Origin of the sequence: Vibrio sp. V15_P4S5T153 (assembly GCF_963874485.1) — a bacterium.
Taxonomy (GTDB): Bacteria; Pseudomonadota; Gammaproteobacteria; order Enterobacterales; family Vibrionaceae; genus Vibrio; species Vibrio anguillarum.
On record NZ_CAWNHR010000011.1, the window covers coordinates 579,786 to 603,016 of the forward strand.

A 23,231-nucleotide genomic window follows, 5' to 3' on the forward strand; every position below is an offset into this window, starting at 1 on the left:
CCTGATAGAGATTGGGCTTTTTAGTGATTAAATTTGGTGAGAGTTACTCACTTAACTCACCAGAGCCGAATTGCTTAGCGGCATAAGCGACACGTTCTTCTGGGCTAGGGTAGATAAGTTGCGATCCTAAACTTTCGATATGCTGCAAACGTGGCAGCAGCCCTGCGCCATTGGCTATCTGGATAGCAAGTCCAGGGCGAGCGTTAAGCTCAAGTACCATTGGTCCTTCTTCTTTATCCAGTACCATGTCGGTTCCCATATAACCAAGGCCGGTCATTTCCCAAGCACTAGAGGCTAAGGTGAGTAGCTTTTTCCAATGTGGTACTTGCAACGTTGAGAGATCTTTGCCGGTATCTGGGTGCTCAGTGATGGGTAAATTAAACTGCACGGCTCGTACGGCTTTTCCTGTGGCAATATCAAGACCTACACCAACAGCGCCTTGGTGTAAGTTGGCTTTACCATCAGAAGCCGAAGTCGAAAGGCGCATCATCGCCATGACGGGGTAGCCCTTGAAGACAATAATGCGTACATCAGGCACACCTTCATAGCTAAAGCCTTCGAAACAATCGTCAAATTTAATCAGGTTTTCAACCACAGCCACATCATTTTTACCGCCTAGTGAAAATAGTCCTGCCAAGGCATTACTAATATGGCGCTCAACATCTTGCTGGTTGATGGTCGCACCAGAAGGTTTAGTGTACACACCATCCTTGTGCGACATAATCACTAAAATGCCTTTACCACCGCTTCCGCGCGCAGGCTTTATCACAAAGCCCGGCCACTCTTTAACCATGGCATGGATCGACTTCACATCCGCTTGATTACTGATCACACCAATCAGTTTTGGCACAGTACAACCCGCACGTTGCGCAATCAATTTGGTTTGTAACTTATCATCAACCAATGGGTATTTTGAGCGATCGTTATAGCGACCAATGTAGCTATGGTTACGCTTGTTCATGCCCATAATGCCTTTACGGCGTAGCTTAAATGGAGAAGTGTATTCGGATAATGAAAACATCTTTACTCCTCGGCTAACGGTTTAAAGCGGCGAAGTTCAGTTAAACGGTAGCCCGTATAGGTTCCCAATAGCAGAATGGCAGCTAATACGATCAGCTGTAAGCCAATAAAATTAAAGGTTAGGTGTTGCACATAAGAGTTAGTCATACCTAAGTAGATCAATACTGAGGTAAACAGTGAGCCGCCACCTTGTAAAATCACCTCTTTTGCTCCTTCTTCTTCCCACAGAATCGACATACGTTCGATGGTCCAAGAGAGAATGATCATCGGGAAGAAAGTAATGGATAACCCTTCGGTGAGGCCGATCTTAAAGGCAACAACCGTGAAGACAGAGATAATGAGTATTACAGTGATGATCACCGCCGATATTCGTGCCACCAGCAGCAGGTTTAATTTCGATAAATAGCTACGAATGATTAAACCCGTTCCGACGATAAGCAGAAAGCCCACGATACCAGTCAGTAATTGAGTTTGAACAAAGGCTACGGCGATCAGTACCGGCATGAAAGTACCTGAGGTTTTTAGCCCAATAATCACCCGCAAGAACACCACAATTAATGCGCCGATAGGAATCAACATGATGGTCTTGAACATCGCTTGCTCTTCAAGCGGCAAACTGTGAATAGAGAAGTTTAAGAGTTTGTCGGCCTCAATTTTATTATTGGTTGCCGTTTGAGGTGAAACATCTTGAGACAGCATAGTGAAGTGAACTTGGCTGTTTTGCCCACCCGTGACATCCAGCAGTGAAACGTTGGATTCATCCCAAACCAGTAGGTTAGGGTGGTTGGGCTGCGTACCCGTTTCAGGGTTAAAAAGTACCCACTGATCGCCATTCCATATTTCGTTCATGTGTTGAATCGTTTGACGGCGGCGACCATCTTCGAGCTGAATAACACCAACGACTTTATTGGGAATTTGAGAGTATGACAGCAGTTTTTGTGTGGCGTCCACTTTGCTCATTTTATTAAGCAGCAAAGAGGCGTTTTGGCTATCGGCGTCATTGAGGTTTTTAATCAGTTCGCGGGTAAAAGTGATGTTATCCGCCGAGCGTTGATTCGCTCGTTCAATTAATGCGATAGCCGCTGCTTCTTCTGGGCCGTCAAAGGTTGGCTTGACCACATCACCGATGGGGGGGATAGGGGCCGCTTTCGCTTGAGGATCGACTAAAAATTGGCTTTTGTAGTAAATAGTTTGTGGGCCAGTTGCTTTGCGGATTGACCACTCAACACGTTTGCCCGTATCAGTAGTCACGTAAGCTACGCCATAACCTGGTGATGATGACGATTCATTGATCAAAGTATATCCATCTTGAGTATGAGGCGCAGCTAAAGAGACTTTGGCTTCTTTGCCTAACGCATTGAATTCAACACGTGCTTCAATATCCCAAATTTGGCGAGTTTCCCCGGGTGTCCATGGCACCCCGTAAGTTTGGTGGCGAACTACACTCAGTGTGATTCCTGCCACTATCAGCAATAAAACGGATAGATAAAATGGAACTCGTGACGTCATAAATGTCCTTGCTACTATTTAGTTTCGGTTTGGATATACTTGCGACTGACATCGACTAACGCGATATCACGAATAAACTCGCGGCCTAGAAGAATAGGATGGCTCATTTGAGAGCGATCAGCCAAGGTGAACTGTGCTTTTTCGTGAATACTGCCTAATTTTACCCACAGCTCAACAACGGCTCTGCGTTCCATCTCATCGTTGGTCGATTGGCGAATTTTAACGTAGCGAATAATGGGTGATTCAATCCAGTTACTCTCGTCTGTTGCTCTATCACCATCGGAAAGATGAAAGCGCACCCAGTTTTTCCCATTACGTTCAAACTCTTCAATATCAATCGCATTGAGTGAAGAGGTGGCGGCCCCTGTATCAACTCGAGCATCAAAGGTTTGTTTGATCGAATCAATCGTGACTTTTTCGACTTCACCTAAAATGACGTCATAGCGTGATTTTTGAATAGAGGGTGTAGCGACTGGAATAATTACATCATCATTACTGGTTGCTTCTACACGTTTTTGTTGGTTATTGGTCGTGATCTGCTTAAGTTTGGTCAGTTTTCGATCGAGCTTTGATATTTGGTTTTCAAGGCTTTCAATGTAATCATTCTGGTTACTTAGCTGAAGCTCAAGGTTGGTCATTGTGTTGCTGAGGTTCGATTCGGAAGCTTGAATCGCTGCGAGGGTAGCTTGGTGGTATTGTTCACCATTGGTTAGAGTGCAACCTGACAGTAAGGCAATGGCAATGACGGGGGCTACAGACTTAAACATTTGCGACCTTATGTGTTTGTAATGAATACGGATAAACCGAAGTTTAGCTAACAAAATTTAGCTGATAAAAAAGGATGCGTACGGCATCCTTTGACAAGGGTAGTATTATACGCATAGCCAAGCGTTAAAACTGTGTCAATTATAGTTTTTTTGCTACCAAAATAGCGCGTCGTGGTGCGGGATACCCTTCTACGGTTTTGCTTGGGTCGTTTGGGTCAAGATAGTCGGGCAATGAGTTGTGCGTCATCCATTGAGTTGTTCGTTGTTCATCAACAGAGGTGACGCTTTCATCAACGATACGCACGTCACCAAAACCACATTTCTCAAGCCACACTTTGAGCGCTTTGGCGGAAGGGAAAAAATAGACGTTACGCATTTGTGCGTAGCGGTCGACAGGGACCAACACCGCATTTTCATCGCCTTCAATCACCAGCGTCTCAAGAATCAATTCGCCCCCTGTGACCAACTGATTTTTCAATTGGATCAGATGATCTAGCGGTGAGCGGCGATGGTATAGGACACCCATGCTAAATACGGTATCAAAGGCGTTCAATTCGGGTAACTGTTCAATGCCTAGTGGCAGAAGATGAGCACGTTGGTCATCACCCAATAGTTTACGCACCGCTTCAAACTGCACTAAAAACAGGTGCGAAGGGTCGATACCCACACACAGGCGAGCACCTTCGCCAAGCATACGCCACATGTGATAACCATTACCACAGCCGACATCCAGCACGGAACGGTCTTTCAGCGGTGAAATGTGGGGCAATACGCGGTCCCATTTCCAATCGGATCGCCACTCAGTGTCGATATGGATACCATGTAAGTGATAAGGGCCTTTGCGCCAAGGATGAAAAGTTTTAAGCAAACTTTCTAATTTCTTCTGTTCGCCTAACGTCAGCGGTGTGCTATTTGAGAGAGTGACTGACTGTTTGAGCTCGATCAGCTCAGGTGTACCCGAGGGGATTTTATTTAACGCACGAACCCAGCGGTCAAAGTCGCCATGCTCTGCATTTTGCCAGTCCGTCAACTGCTGTGGCAAAACGTTTAGCCAAGGTTGAAGACGGGTATCTTGAGCGATCAGTTGATAAAAATTGGCAAAGTTAAACATGCAAAGCGTATTCCTAGATTAGGTAAAAAGATCCTAGATAAATGGCTGGTCAGGTTTTGGGCCTTCTAGGGAAAAAAGCTAAAATGCCATTCTATTATTTGATAGCGAACATCGAACCAAAGTTGAAACACTGGAACCACACTTCATAACTTGAAAAGCCAATTTGTTTAAAGCGAGCTTTATGTGTTGTGATGGAGTCTGGGCGCATCACATTTTCAATCGCACTGCGTTTTTGACTGATCTCTAATTCGCTGTAACCATTGGCTCGCTTGAAATCATGGTGAAGGTCAATTAGCAGATCATGCGCCGTTTCATCTTCAAAAATGTACTTTTCAGATAAAATCAGTATGCCACCGGGGCGAAGACCCACGTAGATTTTTTCAAGCAGTGCGAGCCTATCTTCTGGCGATAGAAATTGCAGCGTAAAATTGAGCACCACCACAGAGGCATCATGAATTTCAATCTCACGGATGTCGGCTTCAATCACCTCGACAGGCGTATCCGAACGATAGGCGTTAATGTGCAATTTACAACGCTCAACCATAGCAGGCGAATTATCAACCGCTACAATTTTACAACCTTCTTGGTGAATATGACGACGCATCGAAAGCGTAGCCGCCCCTAAAGAGCAACCCAGATCATAAATAGTAGAGTGTGGCTTAACAAAGCGCTCAGCTAACATGCCGATTGCAGAGATAATATTGCTGTACCCCGGCACAGAGCGCTGAATCATATCAGGGAAGACTTCAGCAACTCGTTCATCAAAGGTGAAATCACCAATTCTATCGATTGGAGCAGAAAAAATGATGTCTTTATGATGGCTCATAATGTACCTCATAGCGGCGCGCAACAAGTAGTGCTGACGGCTGCACTACCTTAAAAAAGGCGCACATTCTAAGAGAAAAGTGTGCGCGTGTCATTAACCTCGCACGCGATCATCAAAATAGGGTGATTTGGTGTTGGTCATCTTGGGCTGGAAATGTTGTCAATGTAGGTAATGTGAGTCGTTGTTGCAGCTGTTGGTATAGCTCGGCGGCTAATAATGGGGCTTCAATATTGTCTGGCGTGTGGACCATAAGATAAGGTTGTTTTCCTTGTTCGATCCAATGTGGCAGTTTGGTCATCCACGCTTCAAAAAAGGGGTAATTGGCCTCTAATTCTGGGTGGCCGATAAAACGGATCATCGGCGTTTGTGCCGTGGCAATGGCGTGAACAGGGACTTTAGGTTTCTTTTTCTGAGCATCAATGATGACGTCGGTCGTCGGTTTGGCTGAAAAGATAGGACGACTATCCATAATGATTCGATCAATCGACGATTCAACTAACCATTGATTGAGCGCTTTTTCAGCTTCTCCCTTAGCAAAAAACTCAAGGTGCCGTACTTCAACGCTTAGTGGAAAACCCGCGGGGAAATAGGCGCAGAATTTTTTCAACTGTTCTAAGTGCTGTGGGCTAAAAGTAGCTGGCAGCTGGATGGTCCATAATCCAACACGAGAGTGCAGAGGCTCCATGAGCATCATAAAATCTTTTAACTGATCTTGGCAGCCAGTGAGCTTATGTTCGTGGGTAATAGCTTTGGGCAGTTTGAACGTAAACCGAAAATCATCATGAGTGGCGGCGCGCCAGTTCTGCACTGTGTTCATGGAAGGTGACGCATAGAAAGTAGTGTTGCCTTCTACGGTATGAAAAACCCTCGCATACTTTTCAAGACGCTGCGCAGCAGGCGTTCCCGCGCCGTAAAACGTACTTTGCCAGCCCGCGTGTGACCACATGGTAAGGCCGAGTCGCAGTGGTAAATTCATCATACTGACCTTTCATCCATTACTAAAAATAAATACTCTACGAGAGTTTTGATGATTTTGGTATTTTAACGCTATAATCAGCCGCAATTTCTCAGCGGTGTTGCTATTTTGGTTGATTATTGATTTAAAAAGCAGCAACCCTTGATAAAACACAACAAATTGTATTCTGAAAGGTCGATTTTGCACATCTTTCAGCGTATAAATGGAACTTTGCGCTGCTCAGATAATGACGCTGAGCGGCTTAGAATTGATAACTAATTAGAGATTGGGAAATTCATTATGCGTAGCCATTATTGTGGTCACCTGAACAAGTCCCTCGCAGGACAAACTGTGGAGTTGTGCGGCTGGGTTAATCGCCGTCGTGATTTAGGCGGTCTTATCTTTATTGATATGCGAGATCGTGAAGGCATCGTTCAGGTGGTGGTTGATCCAGATATGGCGGATGTATTTGCAGTAGCTAACCAACTGCGTAATGAATTCTGCATTAAGTTAACTGGTGAAGTACGCGCGCGTCCAGAAAGTCAAATAAATAAAGAGATGGCGACTGGCGAAGTAGAAATTCTCGCGAGTGGGATTTCGATTATCAACCGCAGTGATGTTTTACCACTGGATTTCAACCAAAAGAACTCAGAAGAGCAACGTCTAAAATATCGTTACTTAGATCTACGCCGTCCAGAAATGAGTGATCGTATTAAGCTGCGCGCTAAGGCGTCTAGCTTTGTACGCCGCTTCCTTGATGAACACGGTTTCCTCGATATTGAAACGCCAGTTTTGACGAAAGCAACGCCAGAAGGTGCGCGTGATTACTTAGTACCAAGTCGTGTGCACAAAGGCAGTTTCTATGCACTTCCTCAATCGCCACAACTGTTTAAACAGTTGCTGATGATGTCAGGTTTTGACCGTTACTACCAAATCGTAAAATGTTTCCGTGATGAAGATTTACGTGCTGACCGTCAACCAGAATTTACTCAAATCGATATTGAAACGTCATTTATGACGGCCGATCAAGTGCGTGAAGTGACCGAAAAAATGGTTCGCAACATGTGGCTAGAACTACTAAACGTTGATCTAGGCGATTTCCCAGTGATGCCATACAGCGAAGCGATGCGTCGCTATGGTAGCGACAAGCCGGATCTGCGTAACCCACTGGAATTGGTTGATGTTGCAGACCTTGTAAAAGATGTGGATTTCAATGTTTTCTCTGGCCCAGCTAATGATGCTAAAGGACGAGTTGCGGTTATTCGTGTACCGGGTGGCGCGGCATTAACTCGTAAGCAAATTGATAGCTACGCTGAGTTTGTTGGTATTTATGGCGCGAAAGGTTTGGCGTGGATGAAAGTCAATGACCGCGCTGCTGGCTTAGAGGGCGTTCAATCTCCGGTCGCGAAATTCCTTTCGGCTGACATTGTGGAAGGTATTTTACAACGCACTCACGCTGAGTCTGGCGACATCATTTTGTTTGGTGCCGATAAAATGAAAGTGGTGACTGAAGCCTTGGGTGCGCTGCGTTTGAAATTGGGTAAAGATCTGGCGATCACCAATGAAAATTCATGGGCTCCACTATGGGTTGTTGATTTCCCGATGTTTGAGGAAGATGACGAAGGTAACTTGCATGCTATGCATCACCCATTTACCGCGCCACTTAACTTAACCGCGCAAGAGCTGCAAGCCAACCCAGCGGTTGCAAATTCAAATGCTTACGACATGGTACTAAACGGCTATGAAGTGGGCGGTGGCTCGGTGCGTATTCACAATGCTGAAATGCAATCTGTGGTGTTTGATATTTTAGGTATCGATGCGCAAGAGCAACAACTGAAATTTGGCTTCCTATTGGATGCGCTGAAATTTGGTACGCCACCACACGCAGGCCTTGCATTCGGTCTTGACCGTTTGGTGATGCTGTTGTGTGGTACGGAAAATATTCGCGATGTGATTGCCTTCCCTAAAACAACCGCAGCCGCTTGTTTGCTAACGGATGCACCGAGTCTGGCTAACCCAGCGTCGCTCGAAGAGTTGGCGATTGCGGTGACGGTCGCAAAAGAAAAAGCGCAATAAACGCAACGGTAACAGGGTGGCGCAAGTCACCCTCTTTTTTGCCCCCGCGTAGGGTTATCCTTTTTTATTTGAGTGAACCTTGTTCTCTCGCCAATTGACTTAGTGACAGGAATCTCTCTTTTGGCTCAAATGTATTTCTATTACTCTGCGATGAATGCAGGTAAATCAACCACTCTTCTACAATCTTCTTTCAACTATCAAGAGCGTGGTATGACGCCCGTGATCTATACCGCTGCCATCGACGACCGCTATGGTGTTGGTAAAGTAAGTTCAAGAATAGGATTGGAATCAGACGCCCAGCTTTTTACCGCTGAAACGAATTTGTATGATGAGATCAACGCACTGCACGAGCAACAAAAGCGTCACTGCATTTTGGTTGATGAGTGCCAATTCTTAACCAAAGATCAAGTCTACCAATTGACTGAAGTGGTCGATAAAATCGGCATTCCGGTACTGTGCTATGGCTTGCGTACCGATTTCTTAGGTGAGCTATTTGAAGGGAGTAAATATCTACTTTCTTGGGCCGATAAGCTGGTGGAATTGAAAACAATTTGTCATTGTGGCCGTAAAGCGAACATGGTCATTCGCACCGATGAACATGGAGTGGCGATTGCCGAAGGTGATCAAGTCTCTATTGGTGGTAACGATAAATACGTGTCGGTATGTCGTCAGCACTATAAAGAAGCCTTGGGTAAGTAAATTCATTACTTCTGCGCCTTGAACAAATTATTCGATAGGGAGGTTTAAGCCTCCCTATCTATTTTGTATGCTCCACAACTTTGTATGCCCCACAACTTGTGTTACCACTCAAATTGACTCAGAACTTGGTAAGCAAGTGTCACATCGTCTGGGATCGGTTGCTCAATCTGAAATCCTTGTGCTGGGTAGTCGCGGACTCGCACAAAATCGTCTAATAGCGCACTCAGTACAACATCAACGGTGAAATCCTCATCAAGATAATCGAAAAATGTCTCTCCGCTAGAGGTCACCATCAATGACTCAAATGGGGCGGGCCACTGCTTAACAAATGTGGCGTAGGCACGACGTTCCATGAAGGGTTTTTGAACCACAATAATACGTTGCGCAGTGATCGATTTTTCTGCCAATAGATGGTGACTAAATCGTACATTTTCTCCAGAGTGAGTCGCCTTTTTTTCCAGTAAAATCGCGTGGGTTGGGACGCCACAATCTTTGGCTATGTCAGCAAAGGTTTCTGCTTCGCTTTTAGCAAATTTACCCTCAGTAAAACGCCCTTGTCCGCCAGAGAAAAGAAGGTAGGGAGCCAGATTTTGTTGGTACAAATGTGCAGCATACTCAGCCACGCGCAAATCATTGCTGCAAAACACCATAATGATATCGGCCGCGACGAGCTCATGCTTCATCTGCATGTACTGCCACAAGGTTTCAATGTGTTGGTAGAGATGTTTACTCATTCAGTGCCAGTGCCTCTAACGTGTGTGAATAATGAAATTGATAGCCCAATTGGCTCAGCTTGTCGCTTAAGATGCGTTTGTCTGCAATATCGACAATTGGCGGCAATGGTGAGTCTAGCTCGGCGGCCGCCAACGCGGCTTGATAAAACTCAGCTTTACTCACGGTTTGTGGTGTGGTGGCGTTAACGACCTGGTTGGAGAGTTTTTCGCTGGCAAAAATCAGTGCACCAATGGCGTCTTTTTGATGCAACATATTAGCTGGTGCAAGCCGGCTGACTTGCGCCAAACGCGCTGCAAATCGTGAGGGATGACGCTTTGGTCCGATCAAGCCACTACAGCGTACAATGACATAATCCAGCCCTGAATCGATAACGTGTTGCTCGGCTTGCAACATGATTCGTGCTCCTTCACTGAAGTTTGAGTCATTTTGCGCCAGTGACAAGGAGGCATCCTGTTCACTCATTGGTTGTGCAATGTCAGGATAGACGCTGGTTGAGCTAACCATGATGATTTTACGCACATTAGCCAGCTTTGCTTGTGCGACTAAATGCTGCCACTGCTGCGCATACTCTTGCCCTCTTCCCTTGCGAAAACCAGGTGGAAAGCTGCCTATCACAATCTCACTTTTTTGAGCAATAAAGTGCTGCGATAAGCTTTGGTCGCGCAGAGAAAGATCGCACACAAAGCCTGTGATGCCATGTTGCGTTAACTCAAGCATTCCTGCCGTTTGGGTGCGGCTGGCGTAGACTTGGTGGTTTTCGGTAAGAGCTTGCGCTAGAGGAAGGCCTAGCCAACCTGCGCCAATGAGGGTAATGGTGCTCATAAAATGTACATCCTGTATTGATTGTATGCCGATCAGGCATCGGTGAGTGGACTAAGCTGGCGCAACAACTGCCTGACCATTTTATGGATAGGATCGGCGCTCATGCGCTGATGCTGAATGACATCAATGTTGGTATACCAAGCCAGCTGTTCAAACTCAACAGGGACACGCACTAATTTCCCCATCGCTTGTTCACTTTCGGCTAAATAGCTTGGCAGCAAACACCATCCTAAACCGCTTAACGCCATCTCTAATAATAGATAGTAGTTATCGGCGTACCATATCTCGGGGCTAAAGGCTTGATGGAAACTGCTGGTTTTATGGCTGCGTGAGCGGATAACGAGTTGGCGATGCAATCTTAGCATATCGATATGGGGCGCTTGATGCTGAGCCAATTCATGCTCTGCGGCCACATAAACATCAAAACGGATTGAACCGACATTTTCAAAATCAAGGTTATTCGGTAAGGCCAATTCACTGAAGATGATCCCACAGCTAGCGCGACCTTGTTCCACCATCTCAATCACATCGGTACTTGATGCACTTAAACATTCAATTTCAATGTGTGGAAACTGTGTGGCTAACTGTTTGAATAAATGGGTTAACCCTTGTAACGGGATCCCTTCATCCATCGCGAGCGAAAGCTGTTGATTGGGTGATGAAGCAAGCAGTTGTGCTTGTTGCGCTAAGCGTTGATGTTGCTGCAACGTCGCTTGCGCATACGGTAGAAGTCGTTCGCCTTGCGCGGTTAATCGTGGATAACGGCCGGAGCGATCAAACAGTTCTACACCGCAATCAATTTCTAAATTGATGATGTGTTGGCTAACGGCCGATTGAACTTTACCCAACTGTCTTGCCGCGCCGGAGAAAGAGCCACTCTCAACGGTTGCGGTGAAGGCTTGCAACTGATCAATACTCAACATATCTCATTTACCGATACTATCTAACTTTTTAGTATCTTCAATATAGATGAAAATGAGTCCATTCAACACCTCAGACGAAGAATAAAGAGGAGAAAAATGATGTCAATGAGAGAGCTGTCGATGAAAGAGCGCCTTTTCCATGCAATAACGTTTGAAGTGACCGCATTAGCGTTAATTATTCCAATCTCCGCATTGGTGACAGGGCAGGGAACGGGGGATTTAGCCATGATAGGTATTGGTTTGAGCCTATTTGCCGTAGCGTGGAACTATCTATACAACGTTTTGTTCGACCGAGTGTTTGGTACCAACCGATTAGCGCGTACGGTTAGCTTACGTTTGTTACACACGACCGGTTTTGAAGGTGGGCTCGTCTTTATTTCTATTCCGGTGATCGCTTGGGTTTTAGACGTATCGATGTGGGATGCATTGATTTTGGAAGCTGGGTTTCTGACCTTTTTCTTTATCTACACCACACTGTTTAACTGGGGATATGATCGAATTCAGCCCTATCAACGTTGGATTGAGCGAATGGCCAAATAAAGAAGGGCGGTTTTTTAAAGGGGCAAGGCAGCCAGCAGAGTCTCGGCTGCCTTTGCAGGCTAGATTAAGAGTTCAAAACGCGCAGCACGCGCTCTGCATGCTCGGCCACTTCGATGCCTTCATCCGTCAAATAGCCACCATCAGGTAATGTACATAGACCTTTTTCGTAAAGACGTTGAACGGCGGATTGCATGTCGTCAGACGCATCATTGCGGACTTTAATGCCAGTCGCAGCGCTGCTTAAATCAAATTGGAGGAGTAGATTGAGCTCGGCGATATTTTGTTGAGTAAATTTCATCTCGACACCTATATAGTGAATGATTTTTTGTCACCATAGATGGCGGCGCTGTTGGCTGCAATCAGTTGTTGTAAGAAATGTTATCTGCAACCAAATTGGGGATATTTCACACAGTTATATTCATCATTGGCTTGCAAGAGAGTGGCTATCCATAGACGCTGGATATGGGCTATCAATAAATTTTTATGATTTTCATCACGCTAAACACATTTTTTGTAAACATGGAAAATAGCTCTTGAATTGTCATAGGAATGGAGCGATTATCCGCGCCTTATATAACTTGTTTCAAAATGTTACTTGCCATGAACTTAAACCAATTTGATTCCCTATTGCCACCGCAAATGGCAGAGCGCGCCGCAGAAACTGGCGTTGGAAAAGCGACGAAAGATCCGATGAAGTCTTTCCTTCTTGCCATTTCTGCTGGCATTCATATCGGTATTGCTTTCGTTTTTTACACTACAGTGACGACAGGCACGGGCGATATGGCTTGGGGTCTGAGCCGTTTTATCGGCGGCTTTGCGTTTAGCTTAGGTCTTATTCTGGTGGTGGTCACCGGTGGTGAGTTATTCACTAGTTCAGTGCTGACTTTGGTTGCACGTGCGAGTGGCAAAATTTCTTGGAGCATGCTGATTAAAAACTGGGTCATCGTCTATTTTGGCAACCTTGCTGGTGCGCTGATGCTTGTCGCCTGTATGCTCGTTTCCAAACAATATATGTTTGATGGTGGACAAGTTGGCCTCAATGCGATGGCCATTTCTCAGCATAAGTTGCACCACGAGTTTATGCAGGCAGTAGCGCTTGGCATTATGTGTAATGTGTTGGTGTGTGTGGCGGTCTGGATGACTTTCAGTGGTCGTACCTTGACTGACAAAATTATGGTGATGATTTTACCTGTCGCCATGTTTGTCGCCGCGGGTTTTGAGCACTGCATCGCTAATATGTTCCAAGTTCCGATGGCAATTGGTATCAAATATTTTGCACCCGCTGAGTTTTGGCAGATGACGGGTGCCAATATTGCCGACTACGCAGACCTTAACTTAATGGGTTTTTTGATCAATAACCTATTACCCGTGACGATTGGCAATATCATCGGTGGGGGTGTTTTTGTTGGCATTTGGTACTGGTTAATTTACCTTCGAGATGGATCTCACGAATAACTCCTTATTGAAGAGATGATTTTAGAAGCGGCTTTAAGGGCCGCTTTTTGTTGTCATCTCTAAACCATCGCCTTAGGTGGTGTTGACTGCTTCTGCTAGTGTTTGTTCACTATTTATACCTTTAAAACAGCTTATCCACATTTTCTGTGGATAAGCTGTTTTAAAGCCAGTGTGTAAGATGAATTCTATCAAGAAGTGCACAAAAACCCAGCAGTGGGCAGTGCATTATGCACTGAAGTGGGGCGAATATAGCACCGATTCCTGAGCGGTGATCGACATCTAACCATTCCTCATCTTATTAACAATAGCGTTACATTTTGGTTGCCATTTGAGCGTTTTGCGGGAAGAAATTCGCACCTCAATCCTATCTTGCAATTCATTTTGTTTCTTTTTTGTTTCTTGTTTAACGTTTATGAAAAGAAATTAAATTGACACAACTACTCACATTTCTATACATAAATTCTTAATCAAACACAACTCCGTGCGAGCTCAAAAAAGTAGTGGATTCCTTGCTATATAAGGTAGGAATCGATTGAACCCTACAAAGAGTATGGTCTAACATTTCGTATCAGAAATAGTAATAAGCTGAGCTCTGTCGTCGAGCTGCTCAAAATGACTGAAATACAAAACAGGCAAATGTATGAGTGATGTTAATAAAATAGAGAGTAATGAGAAACGTTCGCTTGAGTGGAAGTCTTTCCTCTTAATCACAGTGGTTCTCTTTCCGATCTTAAGTATCGCCTTTGTCGGCGGTTATGGATTCATTGTTTGGATGCTGCAAGTGTTCCTCTTTGGTCCTCCTGGTGCGCACGGTTAATTCCACGGTTCACCCGTAATCCTTTTGATCGAAAATTTAAGAGAGCGAATCATGAAATCATTGTTAGTCAAAATTTGGCGCACTATGACTCGTCCAGCCGTGCACATCAGCCTTGGTGTGCTCACGATGGGCGGTTTTATCGCCGGTGTGATTTTCTGGGGCGGTTTTAATACTGCACTGGAAGCCACCAACACAGAAGCATTCTGTATCAGCTGCCACACAATGCGCGACAACGTTTATGTTGAGCTGCAAGAAACCGTGCACTGGAAAAACCATTCAGGCGTACGTGCCACTTGCCCAGACTGCCACGTACCACACGAATGGACCGCTAAAATTGCGCGTAAGATGCAAGCCTCTAAGGAGGTATTTGCGCAAGTTTTTGGTGATTTAGGTACCCCTGAAAAATTCGAAGAGCGCCGTATTGAATTGGCCAAGCATGAGTGGGAGCGCTTTTCAGCCAACAACTCATTGGAATGTAAAAATTGCCACAATTACGATTCGATGGATTTCGAACAGATGTCGGCAACCGCGCGTATTCAGATGAAACAAGCAGCGGAAAAAGATCAAAGTTGCCTAGATTGCCATAAAGGGATCGCCCACAACCTGCCTAAAAATATGGATAGCTCAGGTGGACTGATTGGCGAGCTAGAGCAGTTGGCATCTAAAACCGATTACTCGGTCGGCAAGCAAGTGGTGAGCGTTCGCTTCTTACCTATTTATGAAGATGCGCAAGCTCAAGTGGAAGCAGGCCTTCTAAACCCAGCATCGGCAGTCACGGTATTGGATGAGAAAGGAGAGATGATTCAAATCGAAATTGATGGTTGGCGTAAAGCAAAAGGCTTTGGTCGTGTGATCCAAGAAGATTTTGGTATGAACATCGCTGTGGGCTCCTTGATGAAAGAAGCGGCACAAAATGATGCAATCGTCACTGTTGGTGAAAAGCGTGTCGATGATCTCACCGGTCTACCTTGGGAAAAAGTAAACGCGAAAGTGTGGATGAAAAAACAAGCCATGCTCGATAGCGTGGATCCAATTTGGGAAAAAGCGGGTGAGGCCTATAAAACGAACTGCTCTGTCTGTCATAGCCAACCGGATGAAGCGCATTTTGATGCGAATACTTGGCCGGGCATGTTTAACGGCATGATGGCATTCGTCAACTTCGACACAGACAGCGAAGCGTTAGTCTTGAAGTATCTACAAAAACACTCTTCAGATTTTGCTGAAGGTCACCATTAATCCACGTCAAACGGAGTTTTAAATATGGCGATTACACGAAGAAGTTTTCTTAAAGGTGTAGCAACCACCAGTGCGGCGTCGGTTATTGGGCCAAGTTTATTGGTCTCGACATCGGCTAACGCGGCAGAAACAACAGGCAGTTGGAAAGTATCAGGCTCTCATTGGGGGGCATTTCGCGCACATGTGTATGGCGGAAAAGTACAATCGGTCAAGCCGCTAGAGTCAGACACGCACCCCACTGATATGCTCAACGGAATCAAAGGCATTATCTATAGTCCATCACGAGTGCGTTACCCAATGGTTCGCCTTGATTGGCTCAAAAAACATAAATACAGCGGCGAAACACGTGGCAACAACCGTTTTATCCGCGTCACTTGGGATGAAGCGTTGGATCTGTTTTATCGTGAACTTGAGCGCGTACAAAAAGAGTACGGCCCTTGGGCGCTGCATGCAGGACAAACGGGTTGGAACCAAACGGGGTCATTTCACAACTGTACAGCGATGATGCAACGCGCTGTAGGTATGCACGGTAACTTCATCACTAAAGTGGGTGATTACTCAACAGGTGCAGGCCAAACCATTCTTCCTTACGTGTTAGGTTCGACAGAAGTGTATGCCCAAGGAACCTCTTGGTCGGAAATTCTTGAGCATTCAGACAACATTGTTTTGTGGGCGACCGACCCGGTAAAAAACCTGCAAGTTGGCTGGAACTGTGAAACGCACCAATCCTTTCCTTATCTTGATCAGTTGAAAGAAAAAGTGGCAAAAGGAGAGATCAACGTTATTTCGGTTGATCCAGTCAAGAATAAAACCCAGCGCTTCTTAAACAGTGACCATTGGTACATTAACCCACAGACCGATGTGGCGTTTATGTTGGCGGTGGCGCATGTGTTGTATAACGAAGATCTGTATGACAAGGCGTTCATCAAAACCTATTGCTTAGGATTTGAACCTTTTATTCAGTACGTTCAAGGCGAAACGAAAGATAAGATTGTTAAGTCGCCAGAATGGGCCGCCGAGATTTGTGGCGTAACAGCCGATAAGATCCGCGAATTTGCACGTATGCTCGTTAATGGCCGAACTCAGTTACTGTTTGGTTGGTGTATTCAGCGTCAAGAGCATGGCGAACAGCCTTACTGGGCTGGTGCGGTTGTGGCTGCAATGGTTGGTCAAATTGGCCTGCCAGGCGGGGGGATCTCCTACGGACATCACTATTCTGGTATTGGGGTCCCATCAACCGGTTTTGCCTCGCCCGGCGGTTTTCCACGTAACCTAGATACGGGTTCAAAACCGAAATGGGACAACGAAAACTACAACGGCTACAGTAAAACGATTCCTGTTGCCCGTTGGGTCGATTGCTTGCTAGAGCCGGGTAAAGAGATCCGCTACAACGGTTCGAGCGTAAAACTACCTGATTACAAAATGATGGTAATTTCAGGCAACAACCCGTGGCATCATCACCAAGATCGTAACCGAATGAAGAAGGCGTTTCGCAAGCTTCAAACCGTCGTCACGATCGATTTTGCTTGGACGGCGACTTGTCGTTTCTCCGACATCGTTCTTCCTGCCTGTACTCAGTTTGAGCGCAATGATATCGATGTATACGGTTCTTATTCGGGCAAGGGTTTGATTGCCATGCACCGCTTGGTTGACCCTCTGTTCCAATCGCGTACTGACTTTGAGATTTTCACTGAATTGACGCGTCGCTTTGGTCGCCATGAAGAGTTCACACGCGGCATGGATGAGATGGAGTGGGTCCGTTCGCTCTATGACGAGTGTAAAAAAGCCAACGCGGGTAAGTTTGATTTACCAGAATTTGAACAGTTTTGGCAGCAGAGCGTACTGGATTTTGGTGAAGGCCAACCTTGGGTTCGCCACGCCGATTTCCGTAAAGACCCTGAGATAAACGCATTGGGTACACCGTCTGGCTTTATCGAGATTACGTCACGTAAGATTGGGCGTTATGGCTATGAACATTGCCAAGATCACCCGATGTGGTTTGAAAAAACCGAGCGTTCGCACGGCGGTCCGGGTTCAGATAAGCATCCATATTGGTTACAATCTTGTCACCCAGATAAGCGTTTGCACTCACAAATGTGTGAGTCAGAAGAGTATCGCGCGACCTATGCTGTCAATGGCCGTGAGCCCGTGTATATCAACCCAATCGATGCGAAACAAAAAGGCATTAAAGCAGGGGATTTAGTTCGCGTATTTAATGATCGCGGCCAGCTATTAGCTGGTGCCGTCTTAAGCGATGGCTACCCGCGCGGCGTGATCCGTATCGAAGAGGGGGCGTGGTATGGCCCGTTGAATGAAAAAGAGGGAGCTATTTGCACTTATGGCGATCCAAATACACTCACACTCGATGTCGGCTCATCTGAGCTGGCGCAAGCCACTTCAGCCAATACTTGCATTGTCGATTTCGAGAAGTTTACTGGTAAAGTACCACCAGTGACGTCATTCGGTGGACCAATCGAAGTGGCGTAATTCCGTCATTAGCTCAACGAAACGCCAGCAAACATGCTGGCGTTTTACTTGTCACATCCAAACTTGTACCTTGGGCGTTCTCATTGTTGAATAAAACAGCATACGGAGCCACGTCAAAGAGAAAACGTGATCAAAACAACTTACATGTAACGCGAATTCATTAGACACTGCCAGAACAACAATTTGTACTTTGTACTGAGGTGTTATGACAACGATCACTCTGCCATGTCATCGAGAAATTGAGTTACTTCAACCGGATTTGATTGCCCAATTGCAAGGCGATGAGATCAGTTTTTCCTATTCAGGAATACATAACTCGCCCATTTCCGATCACTACTCGCTGTTTCGCACTCTATTTGACATTGAATCGGACGCACGAGTGATTGGTGACGGTTTTCAAATGCTAGCGCAAACTGCAGGTTCGCCGCATCATCCGGTGGATGTGGGGCGTTGCCCTGACAATAGCTTGAGCTACCGGATATACCCGCTGCAAGACAGCCAACGTTATTACAACACGCTGGTGATTGAACAATCCACCGGATACCAACTGTTTGGTTTTACCTCTTGCCACCGTTTTGCTGGCTATTTTGAAATTCTTGAGGAAAGGACGGGCACCTATTTAGTCGCTTCCATTGACGGCGAGCAGACCCATCCACAAGATTGGACAAATAACAGTTTAGAATCCGTCGTTATTTTGCAAGGTGATTCATTATCAGGTTTGTATCAACAGTATGCGCAATATATTAGTTGTCACCATACGCCGCGTGCTGGTGTGGCACAACCTGCGCCCGTTGGATGGTGTTCATGGTATGCCTATTATGCCGATGTTAATGAACAGCACATCCTAACCAACCTTGCGGCAATGCAAGGAGAACTTTCGGGGCTAGAATGGGTGTTGCTGGATGATGGCTATCAGGCGTTTATGGGCGATTGGTTGACGCCGTCCGATAAGTTTTCTCGTGGTGTTAAAGCGCTGATCCAAGAGATCAAACAAGCGGGCAAAAAACCTGCAATTTGGCTCGCGCCCTTCATTGCACAAGCTGAATCTCAATTGTTTAAGCAACATCCAGATTGGTTTGTACAAAATGCTCAAAGACAACCACTGAAAGCTGAAGAAGTAACCTACGGTGGCTGGCGCTGTACACCTTGGTATGTGCTGGATGGATCTCATCCTGACGTGCAGGAATACTTAACCCATGTGATCAAAACCATGAAAGAAGAGTGGGGGGTTGAGCTGTTTAAATTGGATGCGAACTATTGGGGAACACTTAAAGGGCGGCGTTATCAGTCGGGAGTGACGGGTGTTGAAGCGTACCGTTTAGGGATGCAGGCGATAGCAGAAGGCGCGGGAGAGGCATGGTTACTTGGATGTAACGCGCCGATGTGGCCGTCACTGGGGCTGGTGGATGCCATGCGTGTTTCGGACGATGTCGAGCGTTCGCCACAGCGCTTTGAACAAATCGCTAAAGAGACTTTTTATCGCAGTTGGCAGCACCGCAAGTTATGGCAAATTGATCCTGATTGCGCAACACTGACGTCGCTTGCGAATCAATCGACCGATCGCGTCAGCTATGAATTTCATCGCAATGTATTGCTTGCGTGTGGTGGTTTATTGCTTTCAGGTGATCCACTCCCAGAATTGACCTCTTTTGCTAAGCAGAGCCTAAATAAGTTAATGATTAGGCGCAAACACAACCAAGATGCGGCTAAGCCAACTTCATTGGCTCTCAATCACCTATTTTTAAAGTTAACAGAACGCAATGATCTGCACTGCTTATTCAATTACCAAGGTGAGGCGTGTGACTATACCTTAACAGCGAGCCAGCCAGTGGATTGGTATGACTACTGGACAGGAGATAAGCTCTCGCCAGAGCCAGTCAAAGTATTTGAAGTCTCCTTGGCAAGTGGCTTAACCAGCCGAGCAGTGATTACCTCTTGTTAGTGGAGTGCCCTTGTTAACAGAGTGCTCTTGTTAAGAGTGCTCAGGTTAACTGAATGATTCGGGGTAGCGGAATGCTGCGCTAAATTAGCCATAATTTCTTAACCACAAGCCATGACAAATTCTGAAAATCAGGTAAAGTATCGGCCTTTGTGAGCAATCTCGCCTATCACCTTCGATAGGCCATCAAATAGCATTAAAATAGGAAGAAAGATGATTTTCGTTGTCGGTCATAAAAACCCAGATAGTGATAGCATTTGTGGTGCATTAGTTGCTGCTGAATTACTTAAAGCACGTGGTCTAGAAGCAACGCCTGTTCGTCAGGGTGAAATTAACCGTGAAACTCAACACATTCTTGCAACAGCCGGTGTTGATCAACCTGAACTTCGTACTAGCGTCGCGGGCGAAAAAGTATGGCTTGTGGACTATACCGATCTTGCGCAAGCACCTGATGATATCAACCAAGCGGAAATTCTCGGTATTGTTGACCATCATCGCCTAGGCGACGTAATGACAGTGAATCCACTAGAAGCGTGGATTTGGCCAGTCGGCTGTACCTGTACTATCTTGTTCAACCTATTCAAGATGGAAAATGCGCCAATCACACGTCCTTTAGCCATATTGATGATGTCTGCGATTTTGTCTGACACGGTCGGTTTTGCGTCTCCAACGTGCACACCAAAAGATAAAGAAGCGGTGCTGGCACTGGCTGAAATTGCTGAGGTTGAAGACCTTGATGCCTTTATTAAAGCGCTTTTGATTGCGAAAACAGACATTGAAGGTTTATCTGCCGCTCAACTTGTTGAGAAAGATTTGAAAGCTTACCCATTCAACGGCCGTGATGTGGTGGTTGGTCAAGTGGAATTGGCAACGCTTGAACAAGTCGATGGCATGATTGACGCCATTCAAGCAGATCTAGTTCGTCGCTGTGAAGAGGAAGGCCTTGCGTTTGCCGCCGTGATGTTGACCGACATTACCACCGCGCAGACTCGTCTTCTATACACCGGTGAATGGGCTGAAAAACTGACTAAACACGAACAAGATGGCATGTTGATGATGGAAAATACCTTAAGCCGTAAGAAACAAGGTTGGCCTTGGCTGCAAGCTGAATTGGCTTAATCCTTTTTATCATCTTATTGTTTAAGATTCTAAATGTAACGCCTGCAGTGCTACACTGTAGGCGTTTTTATATTCCCCAACTTTCGCATGGAGCCGGGCTATGGCAGACGCATTAACCACAGAACAGATAGAAACAATCAATCGCTATAATGAAGAAGAACGTTTTAAATACTGCATTAAAGCCATTGTTGCAAACCGTGAAGTTTGGATACTAAAAGATGAGCACGGTTGTGTCATGCTCAACACAGAAGAAGATGATTGTGTTCCTGTGTGGCCTAACCAAGAGTTTGCCAAGGCATGGGCAACAGGCGAGTGGCAAGCGTGTGAAGCGGAAGCGATCTCTTTGAACAAATGGCACAGCCGTTGGACTTCAGGCTTGGAAGAAGATAAATTGTCGGTCGTGGTGTTCCCCAATGAGAATGAAGAAGGCGTTGTGTTATTTCCCGACGAATTTGATTTTGAATTGAAAAAGCAAGCCAGTAAAACGCGCTAACTCAAAGAGCTTCTGATAGAAGCTCTTTTACTAACACGATTAAATGTTAGATGGCACTCTCCGGCTGTCAGACAAAGTACTTCACAATGCTCTTGACAGCCCTGCCATAGGCCTTACTCCAGTCTAGGCCTCAACGCTTTCCAAATAACCCTGAATTCCAGTTTGTAACGCTCGTTTTGCCGTTACAAACCGCATGACACAGTGGGATGGGTGAATGTATTTTCAGACAGTTTTGATGTGTACCCAAAAGTGGCATTACTGGCTTAGTTTGACAATGAAGTGCAGCGCAAGGTACTCACTGTCTTTTACCTGAATAGAAGACGTCAGTGGCAGGCTGGGACTGCTAACAGTACTTCTCTTTTTCTGACTGTCCCCTATGCTGTCTCCACCTCACGTTTTGTATTAGGTAACCTATGGAAAGCTATTAGTATGAGAACAAGGTGGTTTACTTTCACCAGCACGAAATGGGGCAGAAGTGTTTCAGCCAGAACGGGCTGAAACCTTAAAGCTTTAAACACTTGAACGCGAATATGCCAACTCTGAAAATTGAATAATGTGGACAAAGAGCATTCCTTTAGTCCACAGTCTTGGTACAGCAGAGAACTTATGTTAATTATTGAAATTCATAGCCAAATACTCAGCTAAATTTCTTCACTTAACCATGTCGCATACTGCTTAGTGTAGTAGCTGACAATTAAATCTGCTCCAGCTCGTTTTAGCCCAATAAAAGTTTCGTTCACCACTAACTTTTCATCGAGAGCACCAGCTAGAGCCGCAAATTTAATACTCGCATACTCTCCACCTACTTGATAAGCGGCTAACGGTAAATGAGTCTCTTGCCTTAAGCGGGAAAGCACATCTAAATAAGGTGTGCCTGGTTTGACCATAAGGATATCAGCACCTTCAGCTTCATCAAGAGAAGCTTCGAGTAAAGCTTGTCGACCGTTGGCATAGTCAAGTTGATAGCCTTTCCTATCACCATTGAGTTCACAATCTACTGCCGTTCTAAATGGCCCGTAAAAGGAAGAAGCAAACTTTGCTGAATGTGCCAAAATTGCCACGTCACGATAACCGGCGGCATCAAGACCCAGACGAATCGCTTTTACTTGACCATCCATCATTGCTGAAGGAGCTAACATGTCTGCACCCGCTTGAGCTGCTGTTAAAGCTTGCTTGACCAAGTTTTCAACCGTAAGGTCGTTACACACTTTACTACTCTTTATTACTCCACAATGCCCATGATCAGTATATTCACAGAAACAAATATCTGGAATAACCATCATATCAGGCACAGCAGACTTTATTATTTTAATCATACGTGCAAGTAAACCATGATCATTCCATGTGTCGCTTCCTTGCGCATCTTTAGTATGAGATATTCCAAAAGGCATCACATAGCGTATACCTAAAGCATGAAGTTCTCGGACCTCATCCGCTAAATGAAACTCTGGGATTCTGCTTATGCCAGGTAGAGTAGAAATTGGCACAGGTTGCTCTATATGCTCCTCGACAAATATAGGATGAATTAAATCACCTAGCTGCACATGATTTTCTCTTAATAAGTCTCGCATAGCTTCGGAACTTCGGAGGCGTCTTAGGCGTCGTATTGGGGCAGTATTCAAAATATCATATCCTAATTTAAGTTACTCGATACAAAGGTTCGTTAGTCAGAGCTTATGATTTCTCTTTAGTAAAAAATCAC

General features: G+C 45.5%; 21 protein-coding genes. 10 read left to right on the forward strand and 11 right to left on the reverse strand.

What is annotated here, in order from left to right:
* Positions 1 to 43: 43 nt before the first annotated feature.
* From AACT42_RS04575 to AACT42_RS04600, 6 genes are all read right to left on the reverse strand, one after another.
* Positions 44 to 1,021 carry an alpha-L-glutamate ligase-like protein gene (locus AACT42_RS04575; RefSeq protein WP_019282191.1) on the reverse strand — a complete coding sequence of 326 codons (978 nt, stop codon included), beginning with the start codon at positions 1,019 to 1,021 and terminating at the stop codon, positions 44 to 46.
* A 2-nt stretch (positions 1,022 to 1,023) separates the two neighbouring features.
* Positions 1,024 to 2,529, reverse strand: a complete 1,506-nt coding sequence (locus AACT42_RS04580; RefSeq protein ID WP_094131944.1) for an inactive transglutaminase family protein — start codon at positions 2,527 to 2,529, stop codon at positions 1,024 to 1,026.
* Between the two features lie 14 nt (positions 2,530 to 2,543).
* Positions 2,544 to 3,296, reverse strand: coding sequence for an ATP-dependent zinc protease family protein (locus AACT42_RS04585; protein WP_094131943.1), 753 nt, complete (start codon positions 3,294 to 3,296; stop codon positions 2,544 to 2,546).
* A gap of 139 nt (positions 3,297 to 3,435) precedes the next feature.
* Entirely contained in the window at positions 3,436 to 4,407 is a 972-nt protein-coding gene (cmoB, locus tag AACT42_RS04590; protein WP_017043928.1) for a tRNA 5-methoxyuridine(34)/uridine 5-oxyacetic acid(34) synthase CmoB, read from the reverse strand.
* Between the two features lie 94 nt (positions 4,408 to 4,501).
* On the reverse strand, positions 4,502 to 5,245 hold the full coding sequence (cmoA, locus tag AACT42_RS04595) for a carboxy-S-adenosyl-L-methionine synthase CmoA (RefSeq protein ID WP_094131942.1): 744 nt from the start codon (positions 5,243 to 5,245) through the stop codon (positions 4,502 to 4,504).
* A 100-nt stretch (positions 5,246 to 5,345) separates the two neighbouring features.
* On the reverse strand, positions 5,346 to 6,212 hold the full coding sequence (locus tag AACT42_RS04600; RefSeq protein WP_094131941.1) for a DUF72 domain-containing protein: 867 nt from the start codon (positions 6,210 to 6,212) through the stop codon (positions 5,346 to 5,348).
* Between the two features lie 276 nt (positions 6,213 to 6,488).
* Between AACT42_RS04600 and aspS the strand changes: the two genes are divergently transcribed.
* Positions 6,489 to 8,264, forward strand: coding sequence for an aspartate--tRNA ligase (aspS, locus tag AACT42_RS04605; RefSeq protein ID WP_094168007.1), 1,776 nt, complete (start codon positions 6,489 to 6,491; stop codon positions 8,262 to 8,264).
* A 120-nt stretch (positions 8,265 to 8,384) separates the two neighbouring features.
* Positions 8,385 to 8,963: a thymidine kinase gene (locus tag AACT42_RS04610; RefSeq protein ID WP_026028832.1), complete on the forward strand. Its 579-nt coding sequence runs from the start codon at positions 8,385 to 8,387 to the stop codon at positions 8,961 to 8,963.
* Positions 8,964 to 9,064: 101 nt separating this feature from the next.
* On the opposite strand, the gene AACT42_RS04615 is transcribed toward AACT42_RS04610, so the two are convergent.
* The 3 genes from AACT42_RS04615 to AACT42_RS04625 are packed head-to-tail and all read right to left on the reverse strand — an operon-like array spanning position 9,065 to position 11,443.
* Positions 9,065 to 9,697 (reverse strand): YdcF family protein, encoded by a 633-nt coding sequence (locus AACT42_RS04615; protein WP_094123464.1) that lies wholly within the window; start codon positions 9,695 to 9,697, stop codon positions 9,065 to 9,067.
* Positions 9,690 to 10,520, reverse strand: coding sequence for an NAD(P)H-binding protein (locus AACT42_RS04620; protein WP_094133464.1), 831 nt, complete (start codon positions 10,518 to 10,520; stop codon positions 9,690 to 9,692). Before AACT42_RS04620 ends, AACT42_RS04615 begins: the two co-directional genes overlap by 8 nt.
* A 32-nt stretch (positions 10,521 to 10,552) precedes the next feature.
* Positions 10,553 to 11,443 (reverse strand): LysR family transcriptional regulator, encoded by an 891-nt coding sequence (locus AACT42_RS04625; protein ID WP_010318618.1) that lies wholly within the window; start codon positions 11,441 to 11,443, stop codon positions 10,553 to 10,555.
* Positions 11,444 to 11,539: 96 nt separating this feature from the next.
* On the opposite strand from AACT42_RS04625, the gene AACT42_RS04630 reads away from it, so the two are divergent.
* Positions 11,540 to 11,983, forward strand: a complete 444-nt coding sequence (locus AACT42_RS04630; protein WP_013857051.1) for a PACE efflux transporter — start codon at positions 11,540 to 11,542, stop codon at positions 11,981 to 11,983.
* A gap of 64 nt (positions 11,984 to 12,047) precedes the next feature.
* Here AACT42_RS04630 and AACT42_RS04635 read toward each other — a convergent pair whose 3' ends face one another.
* Positions 12,048 to 12,281, reverse strand: a complete 234-nt coding sequence (locus AACT42_RS04635; RefSeq protein WP_010318620.1) for a TIGR02647 family protein — start codon at positions 12,279 to 12,281, stop codon at positions 12,048 to 12,050.
* A gap of 302 nt (positions 12,282 to 12,583) precedes the next feature.
* Here AACT42_RS04635 and focA point away from each other — a divergent pair, with 302 nt between their 5' ends.
* The 7 genes from focA to AACT42_RS04670 all read left to right on the forward strand — a co-directional run bounded on the left by focA (position 12,584) and on the right by AACT42_RS04670 (position 21,529).
* Positions 12,584 to 13,438: a formate transporter FocA gene (gene focA, locus AACT42_RS04640; RefSeq protein ID WP_026028023.1), complete on the forward strand. Its 855-nt coding sequence runs from the start codon at positions 12,584 to 12,586 to the stop codon at positions 13,436 to 13,438.
* 640 nt (positions 13,439 to 14,078) lie between these two features.
* Entirely contained in the window at positions 14,079 to 14,255 is a 177-nt protein-coding gene (torE, locus tag AACT42_RS04645) for a trimethylamine N-oxide reductase system protein TorE (protein WP_010318622.1), read from the forward strand.
* Between the two features lie 51 nt (positions 14,256 to 14,306).
* Positions 14,307 to 15,491 carry a pentaheme c-type cytochrome TorC gene (gene torC / locus AACT42_RS04650; protein WP_026028833.1) on the forward strand — a complete coding sequence of 395 codons (1,185 nt, stop codon included), beginning with the start codon at positions 14,307 to 14,309 and terminating at the stop codon, positions 15,489 to 15,491.
* A 24-nt stretch (positions 15,492 to 15,515) separates the two neighbouring features.
* Positions 15,516 to 17,978 (forward strand): trimethylamine-N-oxide reductase TorA, encoded by a 2,463-nt coding sequence (torA, locus tag AACT42_RS04655; RefSeq protein ID WP_017044673.1) that lies wholly within the window; start codon positions 15,516 to 15,518, stop codon positions 17,976 to 17,978.
* 205 nt (positions 17,979 to 18,183) lie between these two features.
* On the forward strand, positions 18,184 to 19,920 hold the full coding sequence (locus AACT42_RS04660; RefSeq protein ID WP_094133463.1) for a glycoside hydrolase family 36 protein: 1,737 nt from the start codon (positions 18,184 to 18,186) through the stop codon (positions 19,918 to 19,920).
* 210 nt (positions 19,921 to 20,130) lie between these two features.
* Complete coding sequence (locus AACT42_RS04665; protein WP_010320151.1) at positions 20,131 to 21,036, forward strand: manganese-dependent inorganic pyrophosphatase; 906 nt, start codon at positions 20,131 to 20,133, stop codon at positions 21,034 to 21,036.
* 100 nt (positions 21,037 to 21,136) lie between these two features.
* A complete protein-coding gene (locus AACT42_RS04670; protein ID WP_094133462.1) occupies positions 21,137 to 21,529 on the forward strand; it encodes a DUF2750 domain-containing protein in 393 nt (130 codons plus the stop codon).
* Positions 21,530 to 22,170: 641 nt separating this feature from the next.
* Here AACT42_RS04670 and hemB read toward each other — a convergent pair.
* Positions 22,171 to 23,151: a porphobilinogen synthase gene (gene hemB, locus AACT42_RS04675; RefSeq protein ID WP_202599528.1), complete on the reverse strand. Its 981-nt coding sequence runs from the start codon at positions 23,149 to 23,151 to the stop codon at positions 22,171 to 22,173.
* Positions 23,152 to 23,231: the final 80 nt, after the last annotated feature.

Excerpts from the sequence above, each read along its gene's own strand:
- aspS (WP_094168007.1), top strand. The coding sequence starts at position 6,489 with ATGCGTAGCCATTATTGTGGTCACCTGAACAAGTCCCTCGCAGGACAA.
- AACT42_RS04670 (WP_094133462.1), top strand. The coding sequence starts at position 21,137 with ATGGCAGACGCATTAACCACAGAACAGATAGAAACAATCAATCGCTAT.
- AACT42_RS04620 (WP_094133464.1), bottom strand. The coding sequence starts at position 10,520 with ATGAGCACCATTACCCTCATTGGCGCAGGTTGGCTAGGCCTTCCTCTA.
- AACT42_RS04625 (WP_010318618.1), bottom strand. The coding sequence starts at position 11,443 with ATGTTGAGTATTGATCAGTTGCAAGCCTTCACCGCAACCGTTGAGAGT.
- AACT42_RS04580 (WP_094131944.1), bottom strand. The coding sequence starts at position 2,529 with ATGACGTCACGAGTTCCATTTTATCTATCCGTTTTATTGCTGATAGTG.
- AACT42_RS04635 (WP_010318620.1), bottom strand. The coding sequence starts at position 12,281 with ATGAAATTTACTCAACAAAATATCGCCGAGCTCAATCTACTCCTCCAA.
- AACT42_RS04575 (WP_019282191.1), bottom strand. The coding sequence starts at position 1,021 with ATGTTTTCATTATCCGAATACACTTCTCCATTTAAGCTACGCCGTAAA.
- torC (WP_026028833.1), top strand. The coding sequence starts at position 14,307 with ATGAAATCATTGTTAGTCAAAATTTGGCGCACTATGACTCGTCCAGCC.
- AACT42_RS04630 (WP_013857051.1), top strand. The coding sequence starts at position 11,540 with ATGATGTCAATGAGAGAGCTGTCGATGAAAGAGCGCCTTTTCCATGCA.
- torE (WP_010318622.1), top strand. The coding sequence starts at position 14,079 with ATGAGTGATGTTAATAAAATAGAGAGTAATGAGAAACGTTCGCTTGAG.
- cmoB (WP_017043928.1), bottom strand. The coding sequence starts at position 4,407 with ATGTTTAACTTTGCCAATTTTTATCAACTGATCGCTCAAGATACCCGT.
- AACT42_RS04615 (WP_094123464.1), bottom strand. The coding sequence starts at position 9,697 with ATGAGTAAACATCTCTACCAACACATTGAAACCTTGTGGCAGTACATG.
- torA (WP_017044673.1), top strand. The coding sequence starts at position 15,516 with ATGGCGATTACACGAAGAAGTTTTCTTAAAGGTGTAGCAACCACCAGT.
- AACT42_RS04600 (WP_094131941.1), bottom strand. The coding sequence starts at position 6,212 with ATGATGAATTTACCACTGCGACTCGGCCTTACCATGTGGTCACACGCG.
- AACT42_RS04660 (WP_094133463.1), top strand. The coding sequence starts at position 18,184 with ATGACAACGATCACTCTGCCATGTCATCGAGAAATTGAGTTACTTCAA.
- AACT42_RS04585 (WP_094131943.1), bottom strand. The coding sequence starts at position 3,296 with ATGTTTAAGTCTGTAGCCCCCGTCATTGCCATTGCCTTACTGTCAGGT.
- cmoA (WP_094131942.1), bottom strand. The coding sequence starts at position 5,245 with ATGAGGTACATTATGAGCCATCATAAAGACATCATTTTTTCTGCTCCA.
- AACT42_RS04665 (WP_010320151.1), top strand. The coding sequence starts at position 20,131 with ATGATTTTCGTTGTCGGTCATAAAAACCCAGATAGTGATAGCATTTGT.
- focA (WP_026028023.1), top strand. The coding sequence starts at position 12,584 with ATGAACTTAAACCAATTTGATTCCCTATTGCCACCGCAAATGGCAGAG.